Consider the following 23,625-nt stretch of genomic DNA (forward strand, 5'->3'; position numbering starts at 1 on the left):
CTTCACCCCACCCGGCGCTGCGCGCCGACCTCCCCATCGAGGGGAGGTAGAAGGTCGTCGCTTCATTCTCGGCCGCCTGGGCTCTCATTTCCGAGTTGCTTCTTCGGCAGAGATTTTCACGCCGACGCCCTACCTCCCCTTGATGGGGAGGTCGGCGCGCAGCGCCGGGTGGGGTGACACCCTATCAAAAAACATGGAATGTCTGGAGCAGTCAGGTGAGCGATAAACCACCCCTTCGTGTCGTCGTGGCCGGCCTCGGCAATATGGGCCGCAGCCACGCACTCGCCTACCACACCAATCCCGGCTTTGAGATCGCCGCACTGATCAACCGCTCCGACGTGCCGCTGCCGGACGGGCTGTCGGGCTATGGCATCAGGCGGTCCTTCGATGACGCGTTGCGTGACGAGAAGCCTGACGTCGCCTGCATCGCCACCTATTCGGACAGCCATGCCGACTATGCGGTGAAGGCGTTCGAGGCCGGCTGCCATGTCTTCGTCGAAAAGCCGCTGGCAACGACGGTGGCCGACGCCGAGCGCGTCGTCGCGGCGGCCAAGGCCAACGGCAGGAAGCTGGTGATCGGCTACATCCTGCGCCATCACCCATCCTGGATCCGGCTGATCGCCGAGGCGCGCAAGCTCGGCGGCCCTTACGTCTTCCGCATGAACCTCAACCAGCAATCCTCCGGCCATACCTGGGAGACGCACAAGCAGTTGATGCGGACGACCTCGCCGATCGTCGACTGCGGCGTCCACTATCTCGACGTCATGTTGCAGATCACCGATGCCAAACCGGTCGAGGTGCGCGGCATGGGCGTGCGGCTGACGCAAGAGGTCGCGCCGTCGATGTACAATTACGGCCATCTGCAGGTGCTGTTCGACGACGGGTCGGTCGGCTGGTACGAGGCCGGCTGGGGTCCTATGATTTCCGAGACGGCCTTCTTCGTGAAGGACGTCATCTCGCCGAACGGCTGCGTCTCGATCGTCATGAAGGAGGGCGTGAAGTCCGACGACATAGACACCCACACCAAGACCTCGACCATTCGCCTGCACAGCGCGGCGACCGGACTGGACGGCAAATTCGTCAGGCCGGACGAGATGTTGTCGATGGCAGGCGAACCCGGCCATCAGGATCTCTGCGATCTCGAGCAGGCCTTCGTGCTGAAGGCTGTCCGCGAGGACCTGGACCTGACCCGCCATATGGATGACGCGGTCAAGTCGCTCGCCGTCTGCCTTGCCGCTGACGAGAGCGTGCGCAGCGGGAAGGCGGTGAGGCTTTGACATACGGATCGCTGTCGACGGCCGCGCGTGGCGCCTTGGCGCCCGCTTACGAAATTGGAGGATCGCCGTGGGCTCGCTGAAGATCGAAAATGTGAAGAAGGCATTTGGGCCGGTCGAGGTGCTGAAAGGCATCGATCTGGAAGTGACGGATGGTGAATTCGTCGTCTTCGTCGGTCCCTCCGGCTGCGGCAAGTCGACCTTGCTACGGGTCATTGCAGGCCTGGAGGATTCGACCTCGGGCCGCGTGCTGATCGATCGCGAGGACGTCTCCGTCACGCCGCCAGCGAAACGCGGCATCGCCATGGTGTTCCAGACCTATGCGCTCTATCCGCATCTGACGGTGAAGAACAATATGGGCCTTGGGCTCAAGCAGGCGAGCACGCCGGCCGCCGAGATCGACCGCCGCATCGGCATCGCATCCTCCATGCTGTCGCTGGAACCCTACTTGGAAAGGCGCCCGGCGGAACTCTCCGGAGGCCAACGCCAGCGCGTCGCCATCGGCCGCGCCGTGGTGCGCGAGCCCAAGCTGTTCCTGTTCGATGAGCCCTTGTCGAACCTCGATGCGGCCCTGCGCGTCAACACCCGGCTGGAAATCGCACAGCTGCACCGACGGCTGAAGGCGACGATGATCTACGTTACCCACGACCAGGTCGAGGCGATGACGCTGGCCGACAAGATCGTGGTGCTCAATGCGGGCCGGATCGAGCAGATCGGCGGCCCGATGGAGCTATATAATTCGCCGGCAAACGAATTCGTCGCCGGCTTCATCGGCTCGCCGAAGATGAATTTCATCGACGGCGCCAGGCTTGGCGAGACGGCCAAGACCATCGGCGTGCGGCCGGAGCATCTGACGGTCGATCCGAAGTCAGGCGCCTGGAAGGGCACGGTTGTGCACGCTGAGCATCTCGGGGCCGACACCAACCTCTATCTCGATTGCGAAAAGGCCGGGCTGATCACCGTGCGCATCTTCGGTGTCTACGACGCCGAACCGGGCGCCACGCTCTATGCGACGCCGGATCCGGCCAAGACCTATCGGTTTGGAGCGGATGGGACGACGATCAAGCAATAACTGGAGAGGCCGGTGCTGCCCCTCATCCGCCTGCCGGCACCTTCTCCCCGTATAGTGACGGGGAGAAGGAATGACCGCAACGTTGGCGCCCCCCTCTCCCCGTTCTTCACGGGAACAGGGTAAGGGTGAGGGGCGGCGCTAGCCTATCAAGCCGACACGTCAGCCTTGAACGTCTGCTTCTGCTGGCCGAGCCCTTCGATGCCGAGTTCCACCACGTCGCCGGCCTTCAGGAACACCGGCGGCTTCATGCCAAGGCCAACGCCGGGCGGGGTGCCTGTCGAGATGATGTCGCCGGGATGCAGCGACATGAACTGGCTGAGATAGGACACCAGATATTTGACACCGTAGACCATGGTCCTGGTCGAACCGTCCTGCATGGTCTTGCCGTTGACGGTCAGCCACATTTTGAGGTTCTGCGGGTCTGATACCTCGTCCTTGGTCACCAGCCACGGGCCGGTCGGGCCGAACGTGTCGCAGCTCTTGCCCTTGGTCCACTGGCCCTGGCGCTCGGCCTGGAAGGCGCGCTCGGACACGTCGTGGGCGACGCAGTAGCCGGCGACATAGTCGAGCGCGTCGGCCTCGCTGACATATTTGGCTGTCTTACCGATGACGACGCCGAGCTCGACCTCCCAGTCGGTCTTTTCCGACCCGCGCGGGATCAGCACGTCGTCATCCGGTCCGACGATGGCCGAGCTTGCCTTCATGAAGATGATCGGCTCCGGCGGCACTTTGGCGCCGGTTTCGGCGGCGTGGTCGGAGTAGTTGAGGCCGATGCAGATGAACTTGCCGGTGCCGGCCACACAGGCGCCGAGCCGCGGCTTGCCGGAAACCGCCGACAGCGACTTCGGATCGAGCTTGGACAGCATCTCCAGCGAGGCCGGATGAAGCGTGGTGCCGGCAATGTCGGCGACATGGGCGGAGAGATCGCGGATCGTTCCATCCGCATCAAGCAGGCCGGGACGTTCGCTCCCCACCTCGCCATAGCGCAGCAGTTTCATACAATTCTCTCCTCAGTCAGATTGGTTCAGATCGACCAGCCACCGTCGATATTATAGGCTTGGCCGGATGTGTAGCTCGCACCGGCGAGATAAACCGCGAGATCGGCTATTTCCTCCGGCGTGCCGAGACGGCCCATCGGCTGGCGCGCGATGAAGGCGGCACGGGCGGCGTCATAGTCGCCTTGCGCATGCATGCGGTCCTGCAGCGACGGGCTCTCGACTGTGCCGGGGCAGATGGCGTTGCAGCGTATGCCCTTGCCGACATAGTCGGCGGCAATCGCCTTGGTCAGGCCGATCACCGCGGCCTTGGTGACGCCATAGGCGAAACGGTTCGGCACACCCTTCTGCGAGCTCGCCAGCGAGGCCATGTTGATGATCGACCCGTCGCCGCGTTCCAGCATGCCGGGCAGCACGGCGCGGATGGTGCGGATCATGGCGCGCACGTTGAGATTGAACGCGAAGTCGAGATCGGCGTCCTTCATCTCCAGGATCGATCCCGAATGGACGAAACCGGCGCAGTTGAACAGCACGTCGACGCGGCCGATCTCGGCGAAGGCTGACTTGACCGTCTCGTCGTTCAGCACGTCCAACTTGCGGGTCTTGACGCCGGAAGTCTTGGCGAGCTCCGCCAGCAGCACCTCATTGATGTCGGTGGCGTAGACAGTGGCTCCGGCCTTGGCGAAGGCCAGCGCGCTTGCCTTGCCGATGCCTTGCGCCGCTGCCGTGACGACAACGACCTTGCCTGCCAGATCCGCCATGCTTTTCTCCTCGCCTGTCTGATGCATCCGCTCTATCGGTGGCCGGCCAGCACGTCATGGACTAGTCAGGCTCGGTTATGCGGACTGTGCCGCAGCCAGTTCACAGATAAAGATGTTTTTTCTGGCTAAAGAACATACGTCCGGGCGTCAAGCCCGAACACGATCATAGCGGCAGCATGGGCAGTGTCAGTCGCCGTAGGGCACCCAGACATTCTTCACCTCGATGGCGCGGCGCAGCAGGGCGTCGCCGGCGGCCTCTTCCGAGGCCCAGTCCAGGCTGCGCCCATTGCCGCTCCAGACGCGCTTGAGGTTGCCGGTGGAGTCGGCTTCCGCCTTGGCGCAGGTGTCGGCGTCAGCGAACAGCCAGAGCCCGTCGACATCGTCATGCTTGGCCAGCACGCCGGCAAGTTCCGCTGTGCGGCCGGTGACGATGTTGATGGCACCGGCGGGAACATCGGAATACTCGATCACCTGATAGAGGTCGGTGGCCAGCAGCGGATAGCGCTCGGAGGGCACGGCGACCACGGTGTTGCCCATGGCGAGCGCCGGAGCGATGAGCGAGATGAAGCCGAGCAGCGGCTGATCGTCGGGCGCGACGATGCCCAGCACCCCGACCGGCTCATGCAGCGCCAGCGTGACGGCGCGAGCCGGCGGCTGGTGCACGCGGCCCTCGAACTTGTCGGCAAGACCGGCATAGAGGAAGAGACGCTCGATCGACTGGTCGACCTCCTCGCGCGCGGCCTTCGCGGGCACGCCGGTCAGTTGGACAAGCCGGGCAGCGAATTCATCCGCGCGGCCGGAAAGGTTCTCGGCCAGGTAATAAAGCACCTGCGAGCGGTTGTAGGCGGTCGCTTCCGGCCATGCCTTGGCAGCGCGAGCGGCTGAAACGGCGTCGCGGATATCCTTGCGATTGCCGAGCCCGACCTCGCCGGCGAGCTTGCCCTTGGCGGTGGCGATCGCCAGCGAGTAATTACCGTCCGGCCGCACCTGCTTGCCGCCGATGAACAGCTTTGCCGTGCGGTCGATGGCCGAACCCTCGGCCTGTTCGATCGGCTGCGCCGACGCCGTCGCCGGCTTGATGAGCGGACCGAGCGGCAGCTTTGCCGTGAGATATTCGAACATGCCCTCGCGCCCGCCCTCGCGGCCGAAGCCGCTTTCGCGATAGCCGCCGAAGCCGCAGGCGGCGTCGAACATGTTGGTGCCGTTGACCCAGACGACACCGGCCTTCAGCTGCGGCGCGACGTACAAGGCGAGGTTGACATTCTCGCTCCACACCGAGGCGGCCAGCCCGTAGCGCGTGTTGTTGGCGAGCTCGATCGCTTCCTCGGTGTTGCGGAAGGTCATCGTGGCCAGAACCGGTCCGAACACCTCCTCTTGTGCAAGAATATTAGCCGGCGAAACGCCTGTCGCGAGCGTCGGCAGATGGTAGTAGCCGGAGGACGGCAACGCGGCATCCGGTTGCCAGCAGACGGCGCCCTGTTTTGCGCCTTCGGCGATCAGGCCCTTGACGCGGTCGAGTTGGGTTAGATCGACCAGCGGGCCGATATCGGTGTTCTTGTCGAGCGGGCTGCCGACGCGCAGCCGGCTCATCCGTGTCTTGACCTTGGCGATGAAAGCATCGGCTATGCCTTCCTGCACCAGCAGCCGCGAACCGGCGCAGCAGACCTGGCCCTGATTGAACCAGATGCCGTCGACCAGCCCTTCGACCGCGCTGTCGAGATCGGCGTCCTCGAAGACGATGAAGGCCGATTTGCCGCCAAGCTCCAGCGACAGTTTCTTGCCCGAGCCGGCGGTGGCCTTGCGGATGATCTTGCCGACCTCGGACGAACCGGTAAAGGCGATCTTCTGGATGCCGGGATGGTTGACGATGGCCGCACCCGCTTCCGGTCCACCTTGGACGATGTTGACGACGCCTTTTGGCACGCCGGCGCGTTCGCAAATCTCGGCGAACAGGATCGCGGTCAGCGGCGTGAACTCGGCCGGCTTCAGCACCACCGTGCAGCCCGCGGCAAGTGCGGGCGCGATCTTCCAGGCCAGCATCAGGAGCGGAAAATTCCATGGGATGATCTGGCCGACGACACCGACGCCCTTTTGGCCGGGGAAATCCCTGTCCAGCGCCTGCGCCCAGCCGGCATGATGGATGAAATGGCGGACCGCCAAGGGCACGTCGATGTCGCGGCTTTCACGGATCGGCTTGCCGTTGTCGATCGATTCCAGCACCGCGAACAGGCGCTGATGCCGTTGCATGGCGCGGCCGATGGCATAGAGCACTTTGGCCCTGACATAGCCCGAGGACGCGGACCATTTTGGCAGCGCCTTCGTTGCGGCGGCAACAGCCGCATCGATATCGGCGGCATTGGCATCGGAAATCTTTGCCAACAGCTTGCCGGAAGAGGGCTCGCTGGTGTCGAAGGTCTTGCCGCCGCTCGCCGCTTTCCAGTCGCCACCGATGAACAGGGCCTTGCTGAAATCGCGGACGGCAAGCCAGGCATCGGCCTCGTTGCGGGCTTCCGGCGCCAGGCCGTACTCCATGGCGTGATAGCGTTCGAGAATGTTCATGGGGCGCTCCAGATAATTGTCTTGGCAGGCGCTTTGTCGCGCCTCCCTCTGTCCTGCCGGACATCTCCCCCACAAGGAGGGAGATCGGCAGCGTCCGCTCCGGCGCCTTTTTCTTCAACGTCGAAAATTGGCAAAGGCCATCGCGACAGCCAATCTCCCCACCTGTGGGGGAGATGTCCGGCAGGACAGAGGGGGGCGCGAAGGAACTCCACGTTCAAAAACCCAGACCCTATTATCACGCCATGGCGTGGCGGTGATTGGCCGAATAATGCCCGGTCAGATGATGCTCGAGTTGCCGCTCTATGTCGGTCAGCAGGCTCGATGCGCCGAAGCGGAACAGGGTCGGCTCCAGCCACGGCCGGCCAAGTTCCTCCTTCATCAGCACCAGCCAGTCGAGCGACACCTTGGCGGTGGAGATGCCACCAGCCGGCTTGAAACCGATGAGGTAGCCGGTCTCCTCGAAGTAGGCCCGGATGGCGCGCACCATGGCGAGGCCGACGGGCAGTGTCGCGTTGACGCTTTCCTTGCCGGTCGAGGTCTTGATGAAATCGGCGCCCGCCATCATCGCCACCATCGAGGCCAGCATGACATTGCGCAGCGTGGCGAGGTCGCCGGTACCGAGAATGACCTTCAGATGCGCGTCACCGCAGGCGGCGCGCATCGAGACGATCTCATTGTAGAGCTCGCGCCACTTCGCGCCGAACACCAGGCCGCGCGGTATGACGACGTCGATCTCATCGGCGCCGTCGCGCACCGAAGCCTCGATCTCCTGCAGCCGGGTCGACAGCGGCGCCAGGCCATGCGGGAAAGCGGTGGAGACCGCGGCAACGTGAATGCCGGTGCCGCGCACGGCATCGACAGCGGTGGCGACAAAGGGATGGTAGACGCAGACCGCCGCCGGGCGAATGGTTTCACCCGCAATGCCGAGGCCTTCGACAATGTCGCGGCGCAGCGGATTGATCGCCTTGGCGCAGAGCCGGCGCACGCGCTCCTCGGTGTCGTTGGAGTTCAGCGTCGTCAGATCCATGCAGGCAATCGCCCGCAGCAGCCAGGCCGCCTGGTTGTCGGCCTTGATCGAACGCCGCTTGGTCAGGCTGGCGACGCGTCGCTCCAAGGCCGAGCGATTGACGCTGCGCACCGATTCCATGAAGCCGAGATCGAGCTTCATTCCGGGGTTGCGCGCGATGCGGTCCAGCGGCACAGCCGTGTTCGCGGCGGCACGCGCGGGCAGCGGCGTGACCTTGCCGCCCAGGTCGGCTTCGCGGATTGTGCTGCTCATCTCCTGCCCTTTCATTCAGCGACATGCGCTTATGTCTTGGTGCGTGTCGTTATCCCAAACCGCTCGATACGTCTGGACGACACGCAAGAAGATAGCCCGCGAAGCCGCGCTTCACGAGTCCTCAAGCGAGGGATAGCCGAAAAAGGCTGCGAAAGCAGTTGATTTTTTGACCGGAAGGTCAAAACTCGATGATCGAGGGGCCAGCAGACCTCAGCCGACGAAGGCGCGTTCCACGACGAAGGTCGAGGGATGGCTGAGCGAGCCTTCCTGGAAGCCGTGGCTTTCGGCCAGCTCCTTGACGTCCTTCAGCATATGCATCGAGCCGCAGATCATGATGCGGTCGGTCTCGGGATTGAGCTTGTCGATGCCGAGATCGGAGTAGAACTTGCCCGAACCGATCAGAGCGGTGATGCGGCCCATGCGCGCCGATTCCTCGCGCGTCGTGGAATTGTAGAGCGTGACGCGGCCGGTGGTCAGCTCGCCGATCAGCGGGTCGCTGTCGAGCGCCGCCACCAGCTCCTGGCCGTAGGTGAGCTCGGCATTGTCGCGGCAGGTATGGGTCAGGATCAGCTGGTCGAATTTCTCGTAGGTGTCGGGGTCGCGCAGCAGGCTGGCGAAGGGCGCGATGCCGGTGCCGGTCGAGATCATGAACAGCCGCTTGGCCGGCGTCAGCGCGTCGACCACCAGCGTGCCGGTCGATTTCTGGCGCATGATGACGGTGTCGCCGACCTGGATCTTCTGCAGTTCCGAGGTCAACGGGCCATCCGGCACCTTGATGGAAAAGAATTCCAGCTCTTCGTCCCAGGCCGGGCTAGCCACCGAATAGGCGCGGAACACCGGCTTTTCGGCATTGGGCAGGCCGATTATCACGAACTCGCCGGAGCGGAAGCGCAGCGACTGCGGGCGGGTGATGCGGAACGAGAACAGCCGGTCGGTGTAGTGCTTCACCGAGACGACCGTTTCGGCATAGACATTGGCCGGTATCGGGAACTGCAGCGGGCGTGCGCCGGCGGTGTTGAACGCGGAGGTGGTGTTCATCAAACCAACTTTCTGGCCCAGCCGGGGACGCGGGCGCCAAACCTTTTCCTGCGCGCCCGGACCGTTCAGGTCCCGGCGTGCTGCTCACACACTCCAAAGCGGTAAGCTCTTGTGTCCGGAATTTATTAGTATACAAACGATATTTGCGTCAAGATGGCGCCGTAAAACACCTTTCCAAACTGTGACATATCCGTAGTCCCAGCATTTCGGGTTTCGACAATGAAAGAGAATTTTTCGGTGCAACCGTCGGATTCCCTGGGCAGCGTCGTCGCCGGCATCGATGTTGGCGGAACGTTCACCGACCTGCTTCTGATCGACGGCAGGGACGGCGGCAAGGTCCATATCGCCAAGACGCCCACCACGGTCGACAATCAGGCTTTCGGCGTAGTTTCGGCGCTCGGCGCCACCGGCTTCCCGGTCGACGGCATCGACCTCATCGTGCATGGCACGACCACCACCACCAACGCGGTGCTGGAGCGCCGGCTGGCCAAGACCGGCATGATCACGACGCGCGGCTTTCGTGACGTCATTGAACTGGGCCGGCGCACGCGGCCTCAAGCCTATGGCATGACCGGCACATTTGTGCCGATCATCCCGCGCAATCTCAGGCTCGAAGTCTCCGAGCGCGTCGAAGCCTCCGGTGCCATACGCACCCCGCTCGACGAGGCCGGGATGCGCGAAGCGGTGAAGGCGCTGGTCGCCGCCGGCTGCGAATCCCTGGTCATCCATTTCTTGCACTCCTACGCCAACCCCGCCCATGAGCGGCGTGCCGCCGAAATCGCCGCCGAGCTTTGGCCGAACGGCTACATCACCACGGGCCACGCGCTGCTGTCGGAAGCACGCGAATTCGAGCGTGGTGTGACCGCCTCGGTCAACGCTTCGGTGCAGCCGATCCTCGAGCGCTATGTCGAGCGCCTGCGCAAGGAATTGGCCGATAAGGGCTATGCCCGCGACTTCCTGATCATGAACGGCAATGGCGGCATGATCTCGGCCCGCTTCGTCACACGTGAATCGGCCAAGACCGTCATGTCGGGCCCCGCCTCCGGCGTCATCGCCGCCGCCTATACGGGCAAGCGCGCCGGCTTCGAAAACCTCGTCACCTACGACATGGGCGGCACCTCGACCGATGTGGCGCTGATCCGCAACGCCGAGCCGGCGGTGTCGAACGAGATCGAGATCGAATATGCCATGCCCATCCACGTGCCGATGGTGGCCGTGCACACGGTCGGCGCCGGTGGCGGTTCGATCGCCCGAGTCGACGCGGCCGGGCTGATCCAGATCGGCCCGGAAAGCGCCGGCGCCAATCCCGGCCCGATCTGCTATGGGCGCGGCGGCCTGGAGCCGACCATCACCGACGCCAATCTGGTGCTCGGCCGGCTGGCGCCGAAGAAGCTGCTTGCCGTTGACAATCCGGTCACATCAGAGCGCGTTACGGATATCTTCGCCGAAAAGATCGGCAAGGCGACCGGCCTGTCCGGCGTCGAGGCGGCGGGGGCGGTGCTTAGGCTCGGCAACATGAAGATGGCGGGCGCCATTCGCATGGTCTCGGTGTCGCGCGGCCATGACCCGCGCGATTTCGCACTGTTCGCCTTCGGCGGCGCCGGGCCGCTGCATGCGACAGCCCTGGCGCGCGAACTCGGCCTGCCCCGGGTATTGGTGCCCGCGCGGCCGGGCATCACCAACGCGCTCGGCTGCGTCGTCGCCGATCTGCGCCACGACTTCGTCAACACCGTCAACCAGCCGGTCGCCACGCTCGACGAAGCCCAGCTTAAAGCTATCTTGGAACGGCACCGAAACGAAGGCGAGGAGCTGATCGGCAAGGAAGCGGTGAAGCCGGAAACGATCCGCGTCACCCATTCCGCCGACATGCAGTTCGTCGGCCAGACCCACATCATCAATGTGCCTTTGCCGTCTTCATCGGTGACCCGCGCGATGCTGCAAGCCCTGTTCGAAAAAGCCTATTTCGCCCGCTTCAAGGTCGAACTGCCGGAGATCCGCGCCAACCTCGTCAACCTCAACACCTCGGTCACCGGCGTGCGCCCGGCGATCGATCTGTCGCGGTTGATCGACCCGGCCGGGCGGGCAAAAACACTCGACGAGGCGCGGCGCGAGGTCAGGCCTGTCTGGTATGCCGGCCGCTGGCACGACACGCCGGTCTATGCGCGCGAAAAACTGCCGCTCGAGGCTAGCATGGAAGGTCCGGTGATCCTCGAACAAATGGACGCCACCACGGTGCTCGAGCCCGGCGACCGCGCACGCTGCGACGCTGACGGCAACATCATCATCGACATCGGCGAGGCCTGACAATGTCAGCTTTAAAAGGGGCAAAGCTCGACGCGATCACGCTTTCGGTCCTCCAGGCAGCGCTGCAGCAGGTCTGCGATGAGATGGACCTGACTTTTTCCCGCGCCGCCTTCTCGCCTGTCATCGCCGAGGCCAACGACCGCTCCGACGGCATCTATTCCGCCGTCGACGGCTCGCTGATCGCGCAGGGCAGCCAGGGCCTGCCGGTCTTCGTCGGCGTCATGCAGTATTCGACCAGGACGGTGATCGAGATGATCGCCGATGGCCGCTGCCTGGCACCGGAGCCGGGCGACATCTACATCGTCAACGACCCCTATCTCGGCGGCACGCATCTGATGGACGTGCGCTTCGTCATGCCGGTCTACCGGGGCGAACAAATCTTCTGCTGGCTGTCGAACACCGGGCATTGGCCTGATATTGGCGGCTCGGTGCCCGGCGGCTTCTCGGCTTCGGCGACAGCGGTCGAACAGGAAGGCCTGCGGCTGCCACCGGTAAAACTGTTCAAGAAGGGCGTGCTCGATCCGGAGATCTACGCCATCATCTGCTCCAACATCCGTGTCGCCGACCAGCGCATTGGCGATATCAGGGCGCAGGCCGCAGCACTGCTGATCGGCCAGGACAGGCTCAATGGCATCCTCGATCGTTACGGTGACGAAACCGTTGTCGAGGCGATCGCCGAGTTGCGCCGCCGCGCCGCCGAGCAGATGCGCGCCAACATAGCGGCCATCCCGGATGGCACCTACACTTCGGAAGCCTTTGTCGATTCCGACGGGGTCGTCAACGAGCCGCTGACCATCGCGCTCGCCGTCGAGAAAAAGGGCGACATGCTGACCTTCGATTTCGCGGGCTCGTCGAAGCCCTGCGCCGGACCGATGAACAGCGTGCTGGCGACGACCTTGTCCTCGGTCTATCTCGCCATGCGCCATATCTTCCCGGATGTGCCGATCAGCGCCGGCGCTTTCGAGCCGCTCATCGTCAAACGGCCTGAAGGCACGTTCCTCGACGCGAAATATCCCCGGCCCGTTTCGGGCTGCGCGGCGGAAGTCTCGCAGCGCATCGCCGAGGCAGTGTTCGCCGCCATGGTGCAGGCGCTCCCGGACAAGGTGACGGCCGCGCCGGCCGGCTCCAGCGGCAATTTCGCGCTCGGCGGCAACGACCCGGCGCGCGGCCGTGACTATGTCATGTACCAGATTTCAGGCGGCGGTTATGGCGGCAATTCCGGTCATGACGGGCTGACCAATGGCTGCTCGACCATCGGCATCTCGAAATCGCCGCCGGTCGAGATCATGGAGCAGGCCTTTCCCGTGCTCTATCGCCACTACGCCTTGCGCGAAGGCTCGGGCGGCGCCGGCAAGCATCGCGGCGGCTTCGGCCTCGCTTATGAGGTCGAGATTCTGCGCGGCGAAGCGCGTGCTTCCTTCGTCATGGACCATGGCCGCTTCGGCCCGCAGGGCGCCCTTGGCGGCAAGGATGGCGAGCCCAACAGCGTCACCGTGTTCCGCAATGGCCAGGAACATGTGCCCCCGCATCTGTCGAAGGAACAGGATATCGCGCTGAAGGCGGGCGACCGCGTGCGTGTCGGCACGCCGGGCGGCGGCGGCTATGGCGATCCGCGTCAGCGCGATGCGGAGCAGGTGCTGAAAGACGTCACGCTCGGCTACTACACGCCTCGGCAAGCGGCCGAGAAATTCGGCGTCGTAATTTCAGCGGACGGGCTCGCCGTAGACCGATCGGCGACGGATAGAATGCGGGACAGCTGATCCACTGCACGTAGACGCGACGTTTGCGGTCCGCCGGGATCGATGCAAGGCATGTCGTTTCCGTCTCCGCCGGCGATGCAAAAGCTCGTATTTTCCATCGACAAGCGATGGAGACTTTCTTGGCCGAGCGGCGATCCCCTTTCTACAGCAGCATCGTCGGGCTGGGCGCGACCATGGGCCGTGTCGGCGGCGATTTCATCTCGGCCAAATATTATTCCGGCATTGCCGATGAGCATCTGAACACCCGCGCCAATGTCGGCGTTCAGGATCTCAGCACCATGGGCAAGATGGACATCAGGGGTCCGGATGCCGAGGCGCTGGTCAACCATGTCATCGTCAACGATGCCGCGGCGATGAAGCCGGGCAATGTGCGTTACTCCACGGTCTGCCGCGAGGATGGCGGCATCATGGATGACCTCACCGTCTTCCGGTTGGGGCCGGAGCATTTCATGCTGGTGACCGGCTCGGTCAACCGACTGAAGATGCTGCCTTGGCTCCAGCATCATGCGCAGGAACGCAGGGTCTATGTCACCGACATCACCGCGGCGATTGCCTTTCCGACCATCCAGGGTCCGCGCTCGCGCGAACTCCTGAAGGCGCTGGTTTCGGATGCCGATTTGGACGGGCTGAAGCGCTGGGCGTTCACCTCCGGGCGCGTAGGCAAGACCAAGGTGCTGATCTCGCGCACCGGCGTGACCGGTGAACTCGGCTTCGAACTGTTCGTGCCGGCCGACGAGGCGGTCTCGGTCTGGGATGCTCTTATGAAGGCCGGCCGGGACTTTGGCCTCAAACCCTATGGCGTGCTGGCAATGTTCACACTCGGTTTGGAAAAGGCCTATCCGGCGCACGGCATCGACATGGATGAGACCCGCACGCCGTTCCATGTCGGCCTCGACCGCTGGATAAAATTCGACAAGGGCGATTTCATCGGCCGAGAAGCGCTGCTCAAGATCCGCGACAAGGGCCTCGACGAACGCTGGACCGGGCTGGTCATCGACGGCGACAAGCCCGCCGCGACGAACGCCCGAGTGCTGGCCGATGGCGACGACGCCGGAATGGTCACCTACAGCGACCACGGCTATTCGCTGGGCAAGGTGCTGGCGACCGCGCATCTGCGGTTGCCCTTCACTTCTGTCGGCACCGAACTCAGCATCGGCATCGACGGTAACCCGACCCGTGCGGTGGTGGCGCCGATGCCGTTCTTCGATCCGGAGGGGACAAGGCTGCGGGCTTAGCCCGGAAATCGTTTTCGGGTTCCCTTCGGGTCCTGACATGGCCGTGGATTAAGCGTCACGGCAAATTACTAGTTGTGGCCACTGATCGGCGCTGCAGCGACTTGTCCCGGCCGAAGCCGGACTGCTTGACGCCGCCGAGCGGCACGGTGATGTCGGCGCCGCCTTGGCATTGAGATTGGCAGAATACTCGATGGAGAAATGAGGCACCGCGTCCCGTTCCCTGAATATTGCGTTGTTGTACTTAACGCGTTAATTACATGTGCCGCCGAAGTCAAGTCTTGCATCGGGCTTGGCACGACGATACGGGATGACGGTGATGGGCTTGCGGGCCAGCGCTGCTGGCAAAGCTTGCCGCCGATCGCGAGTCAGCGCTGGAGAGAATTTCACTTGCTGCCGGAAAACACGCGTCGTTCCCTGCCGATGGCGCTGCTCCATGCCCGCGAAGCGGTGATGGCGCGGTTTCGCCCCATGCTCGCGGCGCATGACGTGACCGAACAGCAATGGCGCGTGCTGCGCGTGCTGAGCGAAGCCGGCCCGGTCGAGGCGACGGATCTCGCCGACCGCGCCTCGGTGCTGCCGCCCAGCCTGACCCGCATCATCAAGGCGCTCGAGGGCCGAAACTTCATCACCCGCAACAAGGCGGAAGGCGATGGCCGCCGCGTCATCCTGACCATCGCCCCGGCCGGCGCCGCCCTGATCGACGCCCTGTCACCCGAACGCCGCGTCATCTACGACGACATCGAACGGCGGTTCGGGCACGAGCGGCTGGAGCAGCTGCTGGACCTGCTGGAAAGCCTGATCAACGGCGAGAGCTGAACATTCGGGCGGCGCTCGCATTGATGCCTCCTGGCGCCTCGGAAAATGGCGAAAACTTCCGTCGCTTCGTCATCCTAGGGCGGAGCAAGGAGCGCAGCGACGCGGCGCAGACCCTAGGATCCATGCCGCGACTTCCGAACGCCGCTACCGTGCAGAATTCTGCGCCGTTGTACCCTCGACCAAGGTCGCGGCATGGATCCCAGGGTCTCCGCGACGCCGCTTCGCGGCTGCTCCGCCCAGGGATGACGAAATTGGGAGGGCTTCGGCCAATGGTGCATCCGCCCGTCAGCCTCACCCACCAAAACTGCCCAGCCGCGTCGGCTGCGTGTAGTTGCGGTCGACATAGAGCAGCGCCGAGCCGCCGCTGCCGTGCCGCACGTCGATGACGCGGCCGATCATGACGTTGTGCGTGCCGACGACATGCACATCCTCGATCTCACAGTCGAAATTGACGATGGCGTCCGACAGTGCGGGTGTGCCCGACGTCAGCGTCTGCCAGCGTGCCGCCGAATAACGCGCCTCCATGTCCCTGGTCGCGCCGGCGAACTTTCCCGCCAGATGCATGTGGTCATGGGTCAGCACGTTAACGCAGAAGCGCCGGTTGGCAAGGAACATGGCCGCCTGCGTCGAACGCCCGTTCATGCAGACCAGGAGCGTCGGCGGTTCGTCGGAAACGCTGCACATGGCGGTGGCGGTGAAGCCGCCGCGTCCGGCCGGCCCGTCGGTGGTGACGATGTTGACCGGCGCGCAGACCCTTGCCATGGCGTCGCGGAAATCGGTCTTCGAAATCTGCGTGGCCATTGGAGTTCATCCAGCCGTCGAAGCCAGGGGCGGGAGCCAGGTGTCGGCAGTCCAGCCATTCTCGTCATAGTCGGCCATGCAGGTATCGACGAGTTCCTCCATCGCCTTCAGCCGGCCGCCGCGTTCGGCGCCCTTCAGCACCTGCAGCCGCACCTCTTCCGGCGCGCCGGCATAGTTGAGTTCGTAGAGCGCGTGCCGGCCGCCGAACTCGGTGCCGGTCGCGTCCCACAGCAGCTTCATGATCTTGATGCGCTCGACATGGCCCATGTCGTTGGAGCCGCGCACATATTGCGCCAGGTATCTGTCGATCTCTGGGTTATTGAAGTCACGAACCGACGACGGCAGGTAGATCAGGCCGGAGGCAATCACCCGGCGCACCGTGTCGATGACGCGCGGATAGGCTTCCGACATGAAGGTGCGGTAGGCCAATGCTGCTTCCAGATTGGGCAGCACGGCGCCGTTCGCCCACGGGATCGGGTTATAGGCCATGGCATCGGAAAAGCTCCAGAACATGTGCCTGAGCGCAATCACCTCGCCAAGTGCCGCCTGGTTGCCGCGGAAGGCATCGCCGCCGGTGGCGCGCAGCGCCTTGGCCAGCAGGCCAGCAAGGAAGTCGAGCTTGACGGCGAAGCGCGTGCAGCCCTGGAAGCAATAGCCATGCATGAAGCCCGATGCCGGGTGGAAGGACAGGATCTTCTGCGCGTCGCGCAGCACCAGCACGTCCTCCCAGGGGATGAAGACATTGTCTAGCACCAGGATCGCGTCGTTCTCGTCGAAGCGCGACGACAGCGGATAGTCGAAGGGCGCTGCCACCGTATTGGCCGTCTGCTCGTAGGAGACGCGGCAGAACATCTTTATCCCCGGCGCGTTCATCGGCACGATGAACATCACCGACAGCGACGGATCCTCGGTGACGGTCGCCGAACTCTGCGCCAGGAAATTGTAATGCGTCAGCGCCGAGGACGTCGCCACCACCTTGGCACCGGAAACGAAAATGCCGGCATCCGTCTCCTTGGTGATGTGGACGAAGACGTCCTTCACCTGTTCGGCCGGCTTGTGGCGGTCGATGGGAGGATTGACGATGGCGTGGTTCATGAACAGCACGGCTTCCTGCGCGCGCTTGTGCCAGGACAGCGCATTGTCCTTGAACGGCCCGTACCAGTCGGCATTGGCGCCGAGCGTGTTCATCAGCGCCGCCTTGTAATCGGGGGTGCGGCCCATCCAGCCATAGGACATGCGCGACCATTCGGCGATCGCCGTCTGCTGGGCGGCGAGTTCGCCGGAAGGTCTGGCGACGCGGAAATATTTGTGCGTGTAGCCGCCTGAGCCGGTGTCGGTGGCCGAGGTCAGCGTGTCGCGCCGTTTGGCGTCATGCAGCGCATCGTAGAGCCGCGCCAGCGACCGCGCCGAATTGCGCATCGCCGGATGGGCGGTGACGTCGGCGATGCGTTCGCCGTTGATGTAGACCTCGCGTCCGTCGCGCAGGCTTTCCAGATATTCCGCCCCGGTAAACGGGCGCGCCCTGTCCGCACGAAAATCTTCTGACCGCATGATGCTCCTCCACTTGATATTGCAACCCTAGCGCCCTGGGCGTCGATCGGTTATGGACGGAACGGCAAAACCGATTGGACTTTTTCCGGCGTCATGAGCCAGAATTCCATTCCCGATTTCTTCGTCTATGGCGAGCCGGCGCGGCCGCTCGACGTCGGTTTCCTGCATGTCGAGACGGTACTTGCCCGCGGCAGCATTCATCTTGGCCAGGTCGCGGCGCACAAGCATCCGCAGATGGGTCAGATCACCTACTGGACCAGTGGCTCCGGCACCTATCGCATCGAGGACCGCTCCTGGGACTTTTCGGCGCCAGCCGTCAGCTTCGTGCCGAGCAATGTCGTGCATGGCTTCTCGATCGGGCCTGGCACCGACGCCATCGTCGTCTCGGTCGCCGACGATGCGCTCGCCGCCCTTGCCGCTCAAAGCCTGCTGCCGCTGGACCGGCCGGTCTTTACCGACAGTCTGCCGCAACATGCCGCATGGCAAAGACTGGCGGCGGTGCTGGAGATGATCGCCGCCGAATACGCCGAAGCCCAGGCCGGCAATGACAAGACTTTGCCGGCGCTGATCGCGGTCGCGCTCTCCCATATCGCGCGCCTCGCGCCGGCGACAATTGCCGCTCCACCGTCCTCCGATGCATCACTGGCCTTTGGCCTGCGGCGGCTTGTCGATGCGCATTTCCGCGACAACTGGTCGGTCGACCGCTACGTCGTGAGCCTCGCCACGACACCGCATCTCCTCGACAAGGCCAGCCGTGCGGTGCTGGGTGCCGGCGTCAAGCGCATCGTCAGCGAGCGGCGGCTGCTGGAGGCCAAGCGGCTGCTGCTGTTCACCGTGCGTACGGTCGAGGACATCGCCTACGAGATCGGCTTCGACGATCCGGCCTATTTCTCGCGCTTCTTTCGCGAACGGGTAGGCGAGGCGCCCGCCGCCTGGCGCCGGAGACAGTTGGAAGCGCATTGAGTCCGCGCTGGCAGGCGGATACGGGCGCGGGGCCCGCATCCTGTTTCCGGCTAGCGTGCGACGAGAAGCCAAACCCGTGCGCCGCATTTTTTCCGCGCACGATCAGCACCGGTTCCGCCGTCGAGGCCTCCGCCCATGCCTCGGCGAAAGTGATGGCCGGCGTGCGGTGTAGCGGCCGCGACCAGCCGCCAATGAGTGACGGGGGGAGGCGCAGCTTCACGAGATCGGGATGAGCTCCGAAACGATGTGGTCGGTTGCCCGGCTGCTTGCGGCAAGCCCCTCTTTCACGCCCCTGCGGTCGGCTTCCGGGCGATTTTGGCTCATCTTGCGTTTACCCTGCAGGGAGACGATCGGCATGCGGATGCCGACAATGCCGCACAGTTGGGCATTGATATAGGCTTCCGGTGCGTCGGTCGGCGCCCAGGGTGCCCGGCGGCCGCTTTCATGAAGCGCGGTGAGCCGGGTTACGACATCGCGCAGCCGCTCGGTATCGCTGAAGAACTCGACGGGTCCGCTGACTTGGACAGCCGTGTAGTTCCAGGTGGGCACGACCTTTCCATGTTCAGCTTTGGATGCATACCAGGATGGCGTCACATAAGCGTCCGGACCCATGAAAACGGCCAATCCAAGACCGATGACGGCAGCTTGCCACTGGGGGTTCGCCCGCGCCAGATGCGCATAGAGAACGCCTCTTTCTCCCTCGCTCTCGTCAAGAAACATCGGCAGCGGAGTGGCCATGGGACCGTCGGATGTCGCCGTGATGAAGCTTGCCAGGCGACATTGCCGCATCATGTCGTAAATCTCGGCCGCGTCGGCCACTGTGAAGGCGGTTGGGGTGTACATTTACGCTCCTTGATTTGAACGCATCATTCCACTCAACTGGTCCAAAATATGCAGCCAGTTCGGGAGAGTTTCATTGGGCCACTTTGAGCAGCGACCGCGCGGAACGGGCGTCACCCGCCGCATCTATCTCTCCCTGCGCGAGCAGATCGAATCCGGCATCTACAAGGCCGGAGCGAAGCTTCCGTCCAGCCGCTCGCTGGCCGAGGAGCTTGGCGTGTCGAGGACGACGGTAACCGCGGCTTTCGATCAGCTGATTTCAGAAGGCTATATCCAGGTCCGGCAGGGTTCGAAAGCCACCGTGGCCTCCACCGGAGGCCCCTCCCGCGTCAGTCGACCCCAGCTGGAGCCGAAGGCAATCCCTAAGCTTTCCGACTACGCAAGACGTGTCATGGCGTTGCCTTCGCACACCAGTGCCGGGCTGGCGCCATTGAAACACGACTTCCGCTATGGCGATATCGCATCGGCGGATTTTCCAAAACTCCTCTGGCGGAGAGCCTTGAACGCAGCCTTTCTGACCTATCGCGAACGCCTGGCTTATGAGCATCCCGCGGGCAATCCACGACTCCGCCAAGCCTTGGAAGGCTACCTCTGGCGAGCGCGCGGCATAAGGTGCGAGGCGGTGCGGATCATCATCGTCAGCGGGTCCCAGCAGGCTCTGGACCTGTGTGCGAGAGTGCTCGTCAATCCGGGAGACAGCGTCGTCGTCGAGAACCCATGCTACGCGATGGCTCGAAACGTCATGCTCGCCATAGGCGCCAAACCTGTCGAGCTTGCCTGCGACAATGACGGGATGGATACCACGCGGCTTCCCGATCCAGCCCGGATCGCGCTTGCCTACGTGACCCCAAGCCATCAGTTCCCGCTGGGAGGTGTTCTGTCGGTCGGCCGCCGCCAGACCTTGATCGAATGGGCCAATCTGGGAAACGCCTACGTCATCGAGGACGACTATGATGGCGAGTACCGCTATGACGTCAGCCCGATCCCGCCTCTGTATCTGTCAGGTCAGGACAAGGTCGTCTATGTCGGCACCGTGTCCAAGACGCTGTCTCCGACACTCCGGCTGGGATACATGGTTGTTCCCGGCCCGCTGGTCGAACCCCTCATCCTGTGCAAGCAAATTGCCGACCGCCACAGTTCGGGGTTCGAGCAGGACGCTCTCGCGACCATGATGGAGACAGGCGCGTATGAGCGCCATGTGCGCAGGATGAGGAGACGCAATGCCGAAAGGCGAACCGCTTTTCTGACCGCGATGCGGGAAGCATTCGGCAGCGAGATCGAAATCGTCGGAACATCGGCGGGCCTTCACGTCGTGGTCTGGTTCAACAGCCTGCGGTCCGATGAGGAGGAGCTTTTCGCTGAGGCGGCCCGGAAAAATGATGTCGGAATTTATCCGGTCTCCCGGCTGTTCGCGGCCAAGGGCGACCCGCGCGCCGGCTTCATTTTTGGATACGCCTCGATGGCCGTCGAACCGATCAACAAGGGCGTGGCCAAACTGTTCGAGGTTTTCCAGTCGAAGAGGTTCCACGCATGAGGAAAGGCTTGCGGCCGATCGAAAATGAAATCCGCAACGGCCCCTTGCCGTTCATCCCCATTTTCCTCATGTTCAGAGTGCTTGCAGATGATCGATCGTGGGGGGCGGCCGGATTCATCGTAATGGGAGGAAGTCGACTATGAAGGCATGCTATTTCGTTTCCGCCGCGCTTCTTGCCGCGGCCTCAATTCCCGCCTCGGCCGCCGAAATTTCCGATGGCAAGGTCAAGATCGGCATTCTCAACGACCAGTCCGGCGTCTATGCCGATTTCGGCGGCAAATGGTCGGTCGAAGCGGCCAAGATGGCGGTCGAGGATTTCGGCGGCAAGGTCCAGGGAGCGCCGATCGAGATCATCAGCGCCGATCACCAGAACAAGCCGGATATCGCCTCCAATATCGCACGGCAGTGGTACGACACCGAACAGGTCGACGCCATCATGGAGCTGACCACCTCTTCGGTCGCGCTCGCCGTCCAGGGGATTTCCAAGGAAAAGAAGAAGATCGACATCGTTACCGGTGCCGCGACCACGGATCTCACCGGCAAGCAGTGCTCGCCCTACGGCTTCCACTGGGCCTATGACACCCACTCGCAGGCGGTGGGAACCGGCGGCTCGCTGGTGCAGCAGGGCGGCGACAGCTGGTTCTTTCTCACCGTCGACTATGCGTTCGGCTATTCGCTGAAGGAGCAGACCGCCAAGTTCGTTGAGAGCCACGGCGGCAAGGTGCTGGGCGAGGTGCGTTATCCCCTCGGCTCGACCGACTATTCATCCTTCCTGCTGCAGGCGCAATCGTCCGGCGCCAAGGTCATCGGGCTGGCCAATGCCGGCCTGGACACCTCCAATTCCATCAAGCAGGCGGCCGAATTCGGTATCGTCCAGGGCGGCCAGCGTCTTGCAGCCCTTTTGTTCACGCTGGCCGAGGTGCATGGGCTGGGCCTGCAGGCGGCGCAAGGCGTCGTGCTGACCGAGGGCTTCTACTGGGATCGCGACGACAAGAGCCGCGAATTCGCACAGCGCTTTTTCAAACGCACCAACCGTATGCCGAACATGATCCAGGCCGCGACCTATTCGGCGGTGACGCAGTACCTGAAGGCGATCGACAAGGCCGGTACCGACGAGACCGAGACCGTCGCCAAGCAATTGCATTCGATGCCGGTGAACGACGTCTTTACCGCCAACGGCAAGGTCCAGCCCGACGGCAACATGGTCCACGACATGTATCTCTACCAGGTCAAGTCGCCCAGCGAGAGCACCAAGGATTGGGACTATTACAAATATCTCGCCACCATTCCCGGCAAAGAGGCCTTCCTGAGCGAGAAGGAAAGCGGCTGCCCGACGGCGGCCCAGTGACCGGCGCGGCCACGGTGCCGCCCGATCTGACCACGGATGAGCCGCGGGTGGTGTTGTCCGCCCGCGGTCTGCGGCGCGACTTCGCCGGCTTCGTCGCCGTCAGGAATGTCGACCTCGATGTCGGCCACCGCAACATCCATGCCCTGATCGGACCCAACGGAGCCGGCAAGACGACCGTTTTCAACCTGCTCACCAAGTTCCTGGCGCCAACCAGCGGCAGGATCGAACTGCTCGGCCACGACATCACCCGCACGCCGCCGGCGAAAGTCGCGCGAATGGGGTTGGTGCGCTCGTTCCAGATATCGGCGATCTTCCCGCACCTCAGCGTGCTCGACAATGTGCGTGTCGCGCTGCAGCGGCCGGCCGGGCTCGGCGTGCAGTTCTGGCGCTCGCTGGCGGCGCTCGACCGGTTGACGCCACGCGCGGTCGAATTGCTGCGCTCGGTCGGTCTCGACGATGCCAGGAACAGGCTGGCCGGCGATCTTTCCTATGGCAGGAAACGCGTGCTCGAAATCGCCACCACCCTGGCGCTCGACCCGAAAGTGCTGCTTCTGGACGAGCCGATGGCCGGCATGGGGCATGAGGACGTGGCCACGGTTTCCACCATCATTCGTTCCGTGGCGAGCGAGCGTGCCATCCTGATGGTCGAGCACAATCTGACTGTCGTGGCCGATCTCTGCGACTGGATAACGGTCATGCAGCGCGGCGAAGTGCTGGCGGCCGGCGACTACGCCACAGTCAGCCGCGACGAACGGGTGCGGGTCGCCTATATGGGGACGGCCGATGACTAGCGCCGCGCCCCTGCTCGCGGTCCGCGGCCTCAACGCCTGGTATGGCGAGAGCCACGCGCTTCACGGCGTTGATCTCGAGGTATTTCGCGGCGAGACGGTCACATTGCTGGGCCGCAACGGCGTCGGCAAGACCACGACCCTGCGCGCCATCATGGGGCTGATCCGCCGGCGGACGGGCCAGGTCGTCTTCGACGGCGCGGACCTGATGCGGCTGCCGCTGCACCGCACCGCCCATCAAGGCATCGGCTTCGTGCCGGAAGAGCGCGGCATCTTCGCGACATTGACGGTGGACGAGAACCTAGTGCTGCCGCCGGTCGTCGCCCAGGGTGGCATGAGCGTTGAGGAGATATTCGATCTCTTTCCCAATCTGAAGGAGCGGCGCAACACGTCCGGCACCAGGCTGTCGGGCGGCGAACAGCAGATGCTGGCGATAGCGCGCATGCTGCGGACCGGCGTCAAGATGCTGCTTCTCGACGAGCCGACCGAAGGCCTGGCTCCCGTGATCGTGCAGCGCATCGGCGAGCTGCTGGTGACGATGAAGAGCCGGGGCATGACGATCCTGCTGGTCGAGCAGAATTTCCGCTTCGCCAGTCGCGTCGCCGACCGTTTCTACCTGATGGAGCACGGCAAGGTCGTGGCCGGGTTTCCGGTCGGCGAACTGGCCGGCCGCATGACGCTGCTCCACGAAATTCTGGGTGTATGAT

Annotated in this window: 19 protein-coding genes; 11 read left to right on the forward strand and 8 right to left on the reverse strand. The window is 63.8% G+C overall.

The window, feature by feature from the left end; genetic code table 11:
• The first annotated feature begins 215 nt into the window (after positions 1 to 215).
• On the forward strand, positions 216 to 1,277 hold the full coding sequence (locus tag FJW03_RS24915; protein ID WP_140767398.1) for a Gfo/Idh/MocA family protein: 1,062 nt from the start codon (positions 216 to 218) through the stop codon (positions 1,275 to 1,277).
• A gap of 67 nt (positions 1,278 to 1,344) precedes the next feature.
• A complete protein-coding gene (locus FJW03_RS24920) occupies positions 1,345 to 2,346 on the forward strand; it encodes an ABC transporter ATP-binding protein (protein WP_140767397.1) in 1,002 nt (333 codons plus the stop codon).
• A 146-nt stretch (positions 2,347 to 2,492) separates the two neighbouring features.
• On the opposite strand, the gene FJW03_RS24925 is transcribed toward FJW03_RS24920, so the two are convergent.
• From FJW03_RS24925 to FJW03_RS24945, 5 genes are all read right to left on the reverse strand, one after another.
• Positions 2,493 to 3,344, reverse strand: a complete 852-nt coding sequence (locus FJW03_RS24925) for a fumarylacetoacetate hydrolase family protein (protein ID WP_140767396.1) — start codon at positions 3,342 to 3,344, stop codon at positions 2,493 to 2,495.
• A gap of 26 nt (positions 3,345 to 3,370) precedes the next feature.
• Positions 3,371 to 4,102, reverse strand: coding sequence for an SDR family oxidoreductase (locus FJW03_RS24930; RefSeq protein ID WP_140767395.1), 732 nt, complete (start codon positions 4,100 to 4,102; stop codon positions 3,371 to 3,373).
• 186 nt (positions 4,103 to 4,288) lie between these two features.
• A complete protein-coding gene (locus FJW03_RS24935) occupies positions 4,289 to 6,661 on the reverse strand; it encodes an aldehyde dehydrogenase family protein (protein ID WP_140767394.1) in 2,373 nt (790 codons plus the stop codon).
• A gap of 235 nt (positions 6,662 to 6,896) precedes the next feature.
• A complete protein-coding gene (gene deoC / locus FJW03_RS24940) occupies positions 6,897 to 7,940 on the reverse strand; it encodes a deoxyribose-phosphate aldolase (protein ID WP_140767264.1) in 1,044 nt (347 codons plus the stop codon).
• Positions 7,941 to 8,150: 210 nt separating this feature from the next.
• Entirely contained in the window at positions 8,151 to 8,978 is an 828-nt protein-coding gene (locus tag FJW03_RS24945) for a ferredoxin--NADP reductase (RefSeq protein ID WP_140767263.1), read from the reverse strand.
• Positions 8,979 to 9,197: 219 nt separating this feature from the next.
• Here FJW03_RS24945 and FJW03_RS24950 point away from each other — a divergent pair, with 219 nt between their 5' ends.
• The 4 genes from FJW03_RS24950 (at position 9,198) to hpaR (ending at position 15,093) form a co-directional block, all read left to right on the forward strand.
• Positions 9,198 to 11,282, forward strand: a complete 2,085-nt coding sequence (locus FJW03_RS24950; protein ID WP_140767262.1) for a hydantoinase/oxoprolinase family protein — start codon at positions 9,198 to 9,200, stop codon at positions 11,280 to 11,282.
• Between the two features lie 2 nt (positions 11,283 to 11,284).
• Positions 11,285 to 13,042, forward strand: a complete 1,758-nt coding sequence (locus FJW03_RS24955; RefSeq protein WP_140767261.1) for a hydantoinase B/oxoprolinase family protein — start codon at positions 11,285 to 11,287, stop codon at positions 13,040 to 13,042.
• A 119-nt stretch (positions 13,043 to 13,161) separates the two neighbouring features.
• Positions 13,162 to 14,277 (forward strand): aminomethyltransferase family protein, encoded by a 1,116-nt coding sequence (locus tag FJW03_RS24960; protein WP_226890460.1) that lies wholly within the window; start codon positions 13,162 to 13,164, stop codon positions 14,275 to 14,277.
• Between the two features lie 387 nt (positions 14,278 to 14,664).
• Positions 14,665 to 15,093: a homoprotocatechuate degradation operon regulator HpaR gene (gene hpaR / locus FJW03_RS24965; RefSeq protein WP_140767259.1), complete on the forward strand. Its 429-nt coding sequence runs from the start codon at positions 14,665 to 14,667 to the stop codon at positions 15,091 to 15,093.
• A gap of 291 nt (positions 15,094 to 15,384) precedes the next feature.
• Here hpaR and FJW03_RS24970 read toward each other — a convergent pair whose 3' ends face one another.
• Positions 15,385 to 15,894 carry a flavin reductase gene (locus FJW03_RS24970; RefSeq protein WP_140767257.1) on the reverse strand — a complete coding sequence of 170 codons (510 nt, stop codon included), beginning with the start codon at positions 15,892 to 15,894 and terminating at the stop codon, positions 15,385 to 15,387.
• 6 nt (positions 15,895 to 15,900) lie between these two features.
• Positions 15,901 to 17,445, reverse strand: a complete 1,545-nt coding sequence (locus FJW03_RS24975) for a 4-hydroxyphenylacetate 3-hydroxylase N-terminal domain-containing protein (RefSeq protein ID WP_140767256.1) — start codon at positions 17,443 to 17,445, stop codon at positions 15,901 to 15,903.
• Between the two features lie 93 nt (positions 17,446 to 17,538).
• On the opposite strand from FJW03_RS24975, the gene FJW03_RS24980 reads away from it, so the two are divergent.
• On the forward strand, positions 17,539 to 18,408 hold the full coding sequence (locus FJW03_RS24980; protein WP_140767255.1) for a helix-turn-helix domain-containing protein: 870 nt from the start codon (positions 17,539 to 17,541) through the stop codon (positions 18,406 to 18,408).
• 216 nt (positions 18,409 to 18,624) lie between these two features.
• On the opposite strand, the gene FJW03_RS24985 is transcribed toward FJW03_RS24980, so the two are convergent.
• On the reverse strand, positions 18,625 to 19,251 hold the full coding sequence (locus FJW03_RS24985; protein ID WP_140767254.1) for an FMN-binding negative transcriptional regulator: 627 nt from the start codon (positions 19,249 to 19,251) through the stop codon (positions 18,625 to 18,627).
• A gap of 73 nt (positions 19,252 to 19,324) precedes the next feature.
• Here FJW03_RS24985 and FJW03_RS24990 point away from each other — a divergent pair, with 73 nt between their 5' ends.
• From FJW03_RS24990 to FJW03_RS25005, 4 genes are all read left to right on the forward strand, one after another.
• Positions 19,325 to 20,782 (forward strand): PLP-dependent aminotransferase family protein, encoded by a 1,458-nt coding sequence (locus FJW03_RS24990; protein WP_140767253.1) that lies wholly within the window; start codon positions 19,325 to 19,327, stop codon positions 20,780 to 20,782.
• A gap of 139 nt (positions 20,783 to 20,921) precedes the next feature.
• Entirely contained in the window at positions 20,922 to 22,130 is a 1,209-nt protein-coding gene (locus FJW03_RS24995; protein WP_140767252.1) for an ABC transporter substrate-binding protein, read from the forward strand.
• Positions 22,127 to 22,921, forward strand: coding sequence for an ABC transporter ATP-binding protein (locus FJW03_RS25000; RefSeq protein ID WP_181173381.1), 795 nt, complete (start codon positions 22,127 to 22,129; stop codon positions 22,919 to 22,921). The genes FJW03_RS24995 and FJW03_RS25000 overlap by 4 nt, the downstream gene beginning before the upstream one ends.
• Positions 22,914 to 23,624, forward strand: coding sequence for an ABC transporter ATP-binding protein (locus FJW03_RS25005; protein ID WP_140767251.1), 711 nt, complete (start codon positions 22,914 to 22,916; stop codon positions 23,622 to 23,624). Before FJW03_RS25000 ends, FJW03_RS25005 begins: the two co-directional genes overlap by 8 nt.
• Position 23,625: the final 1 nt, after the last annotated feature.

It is taken from the genome of Mesorhizobium sp. B4-1-4 (assembly GCF_006439395.2).
Classification (GTDB): Bacteria; Pseudomonadota; Alphaproteobacteria; order Rhizobiales; family Rhizobiaceae; genus Mesorhizobium.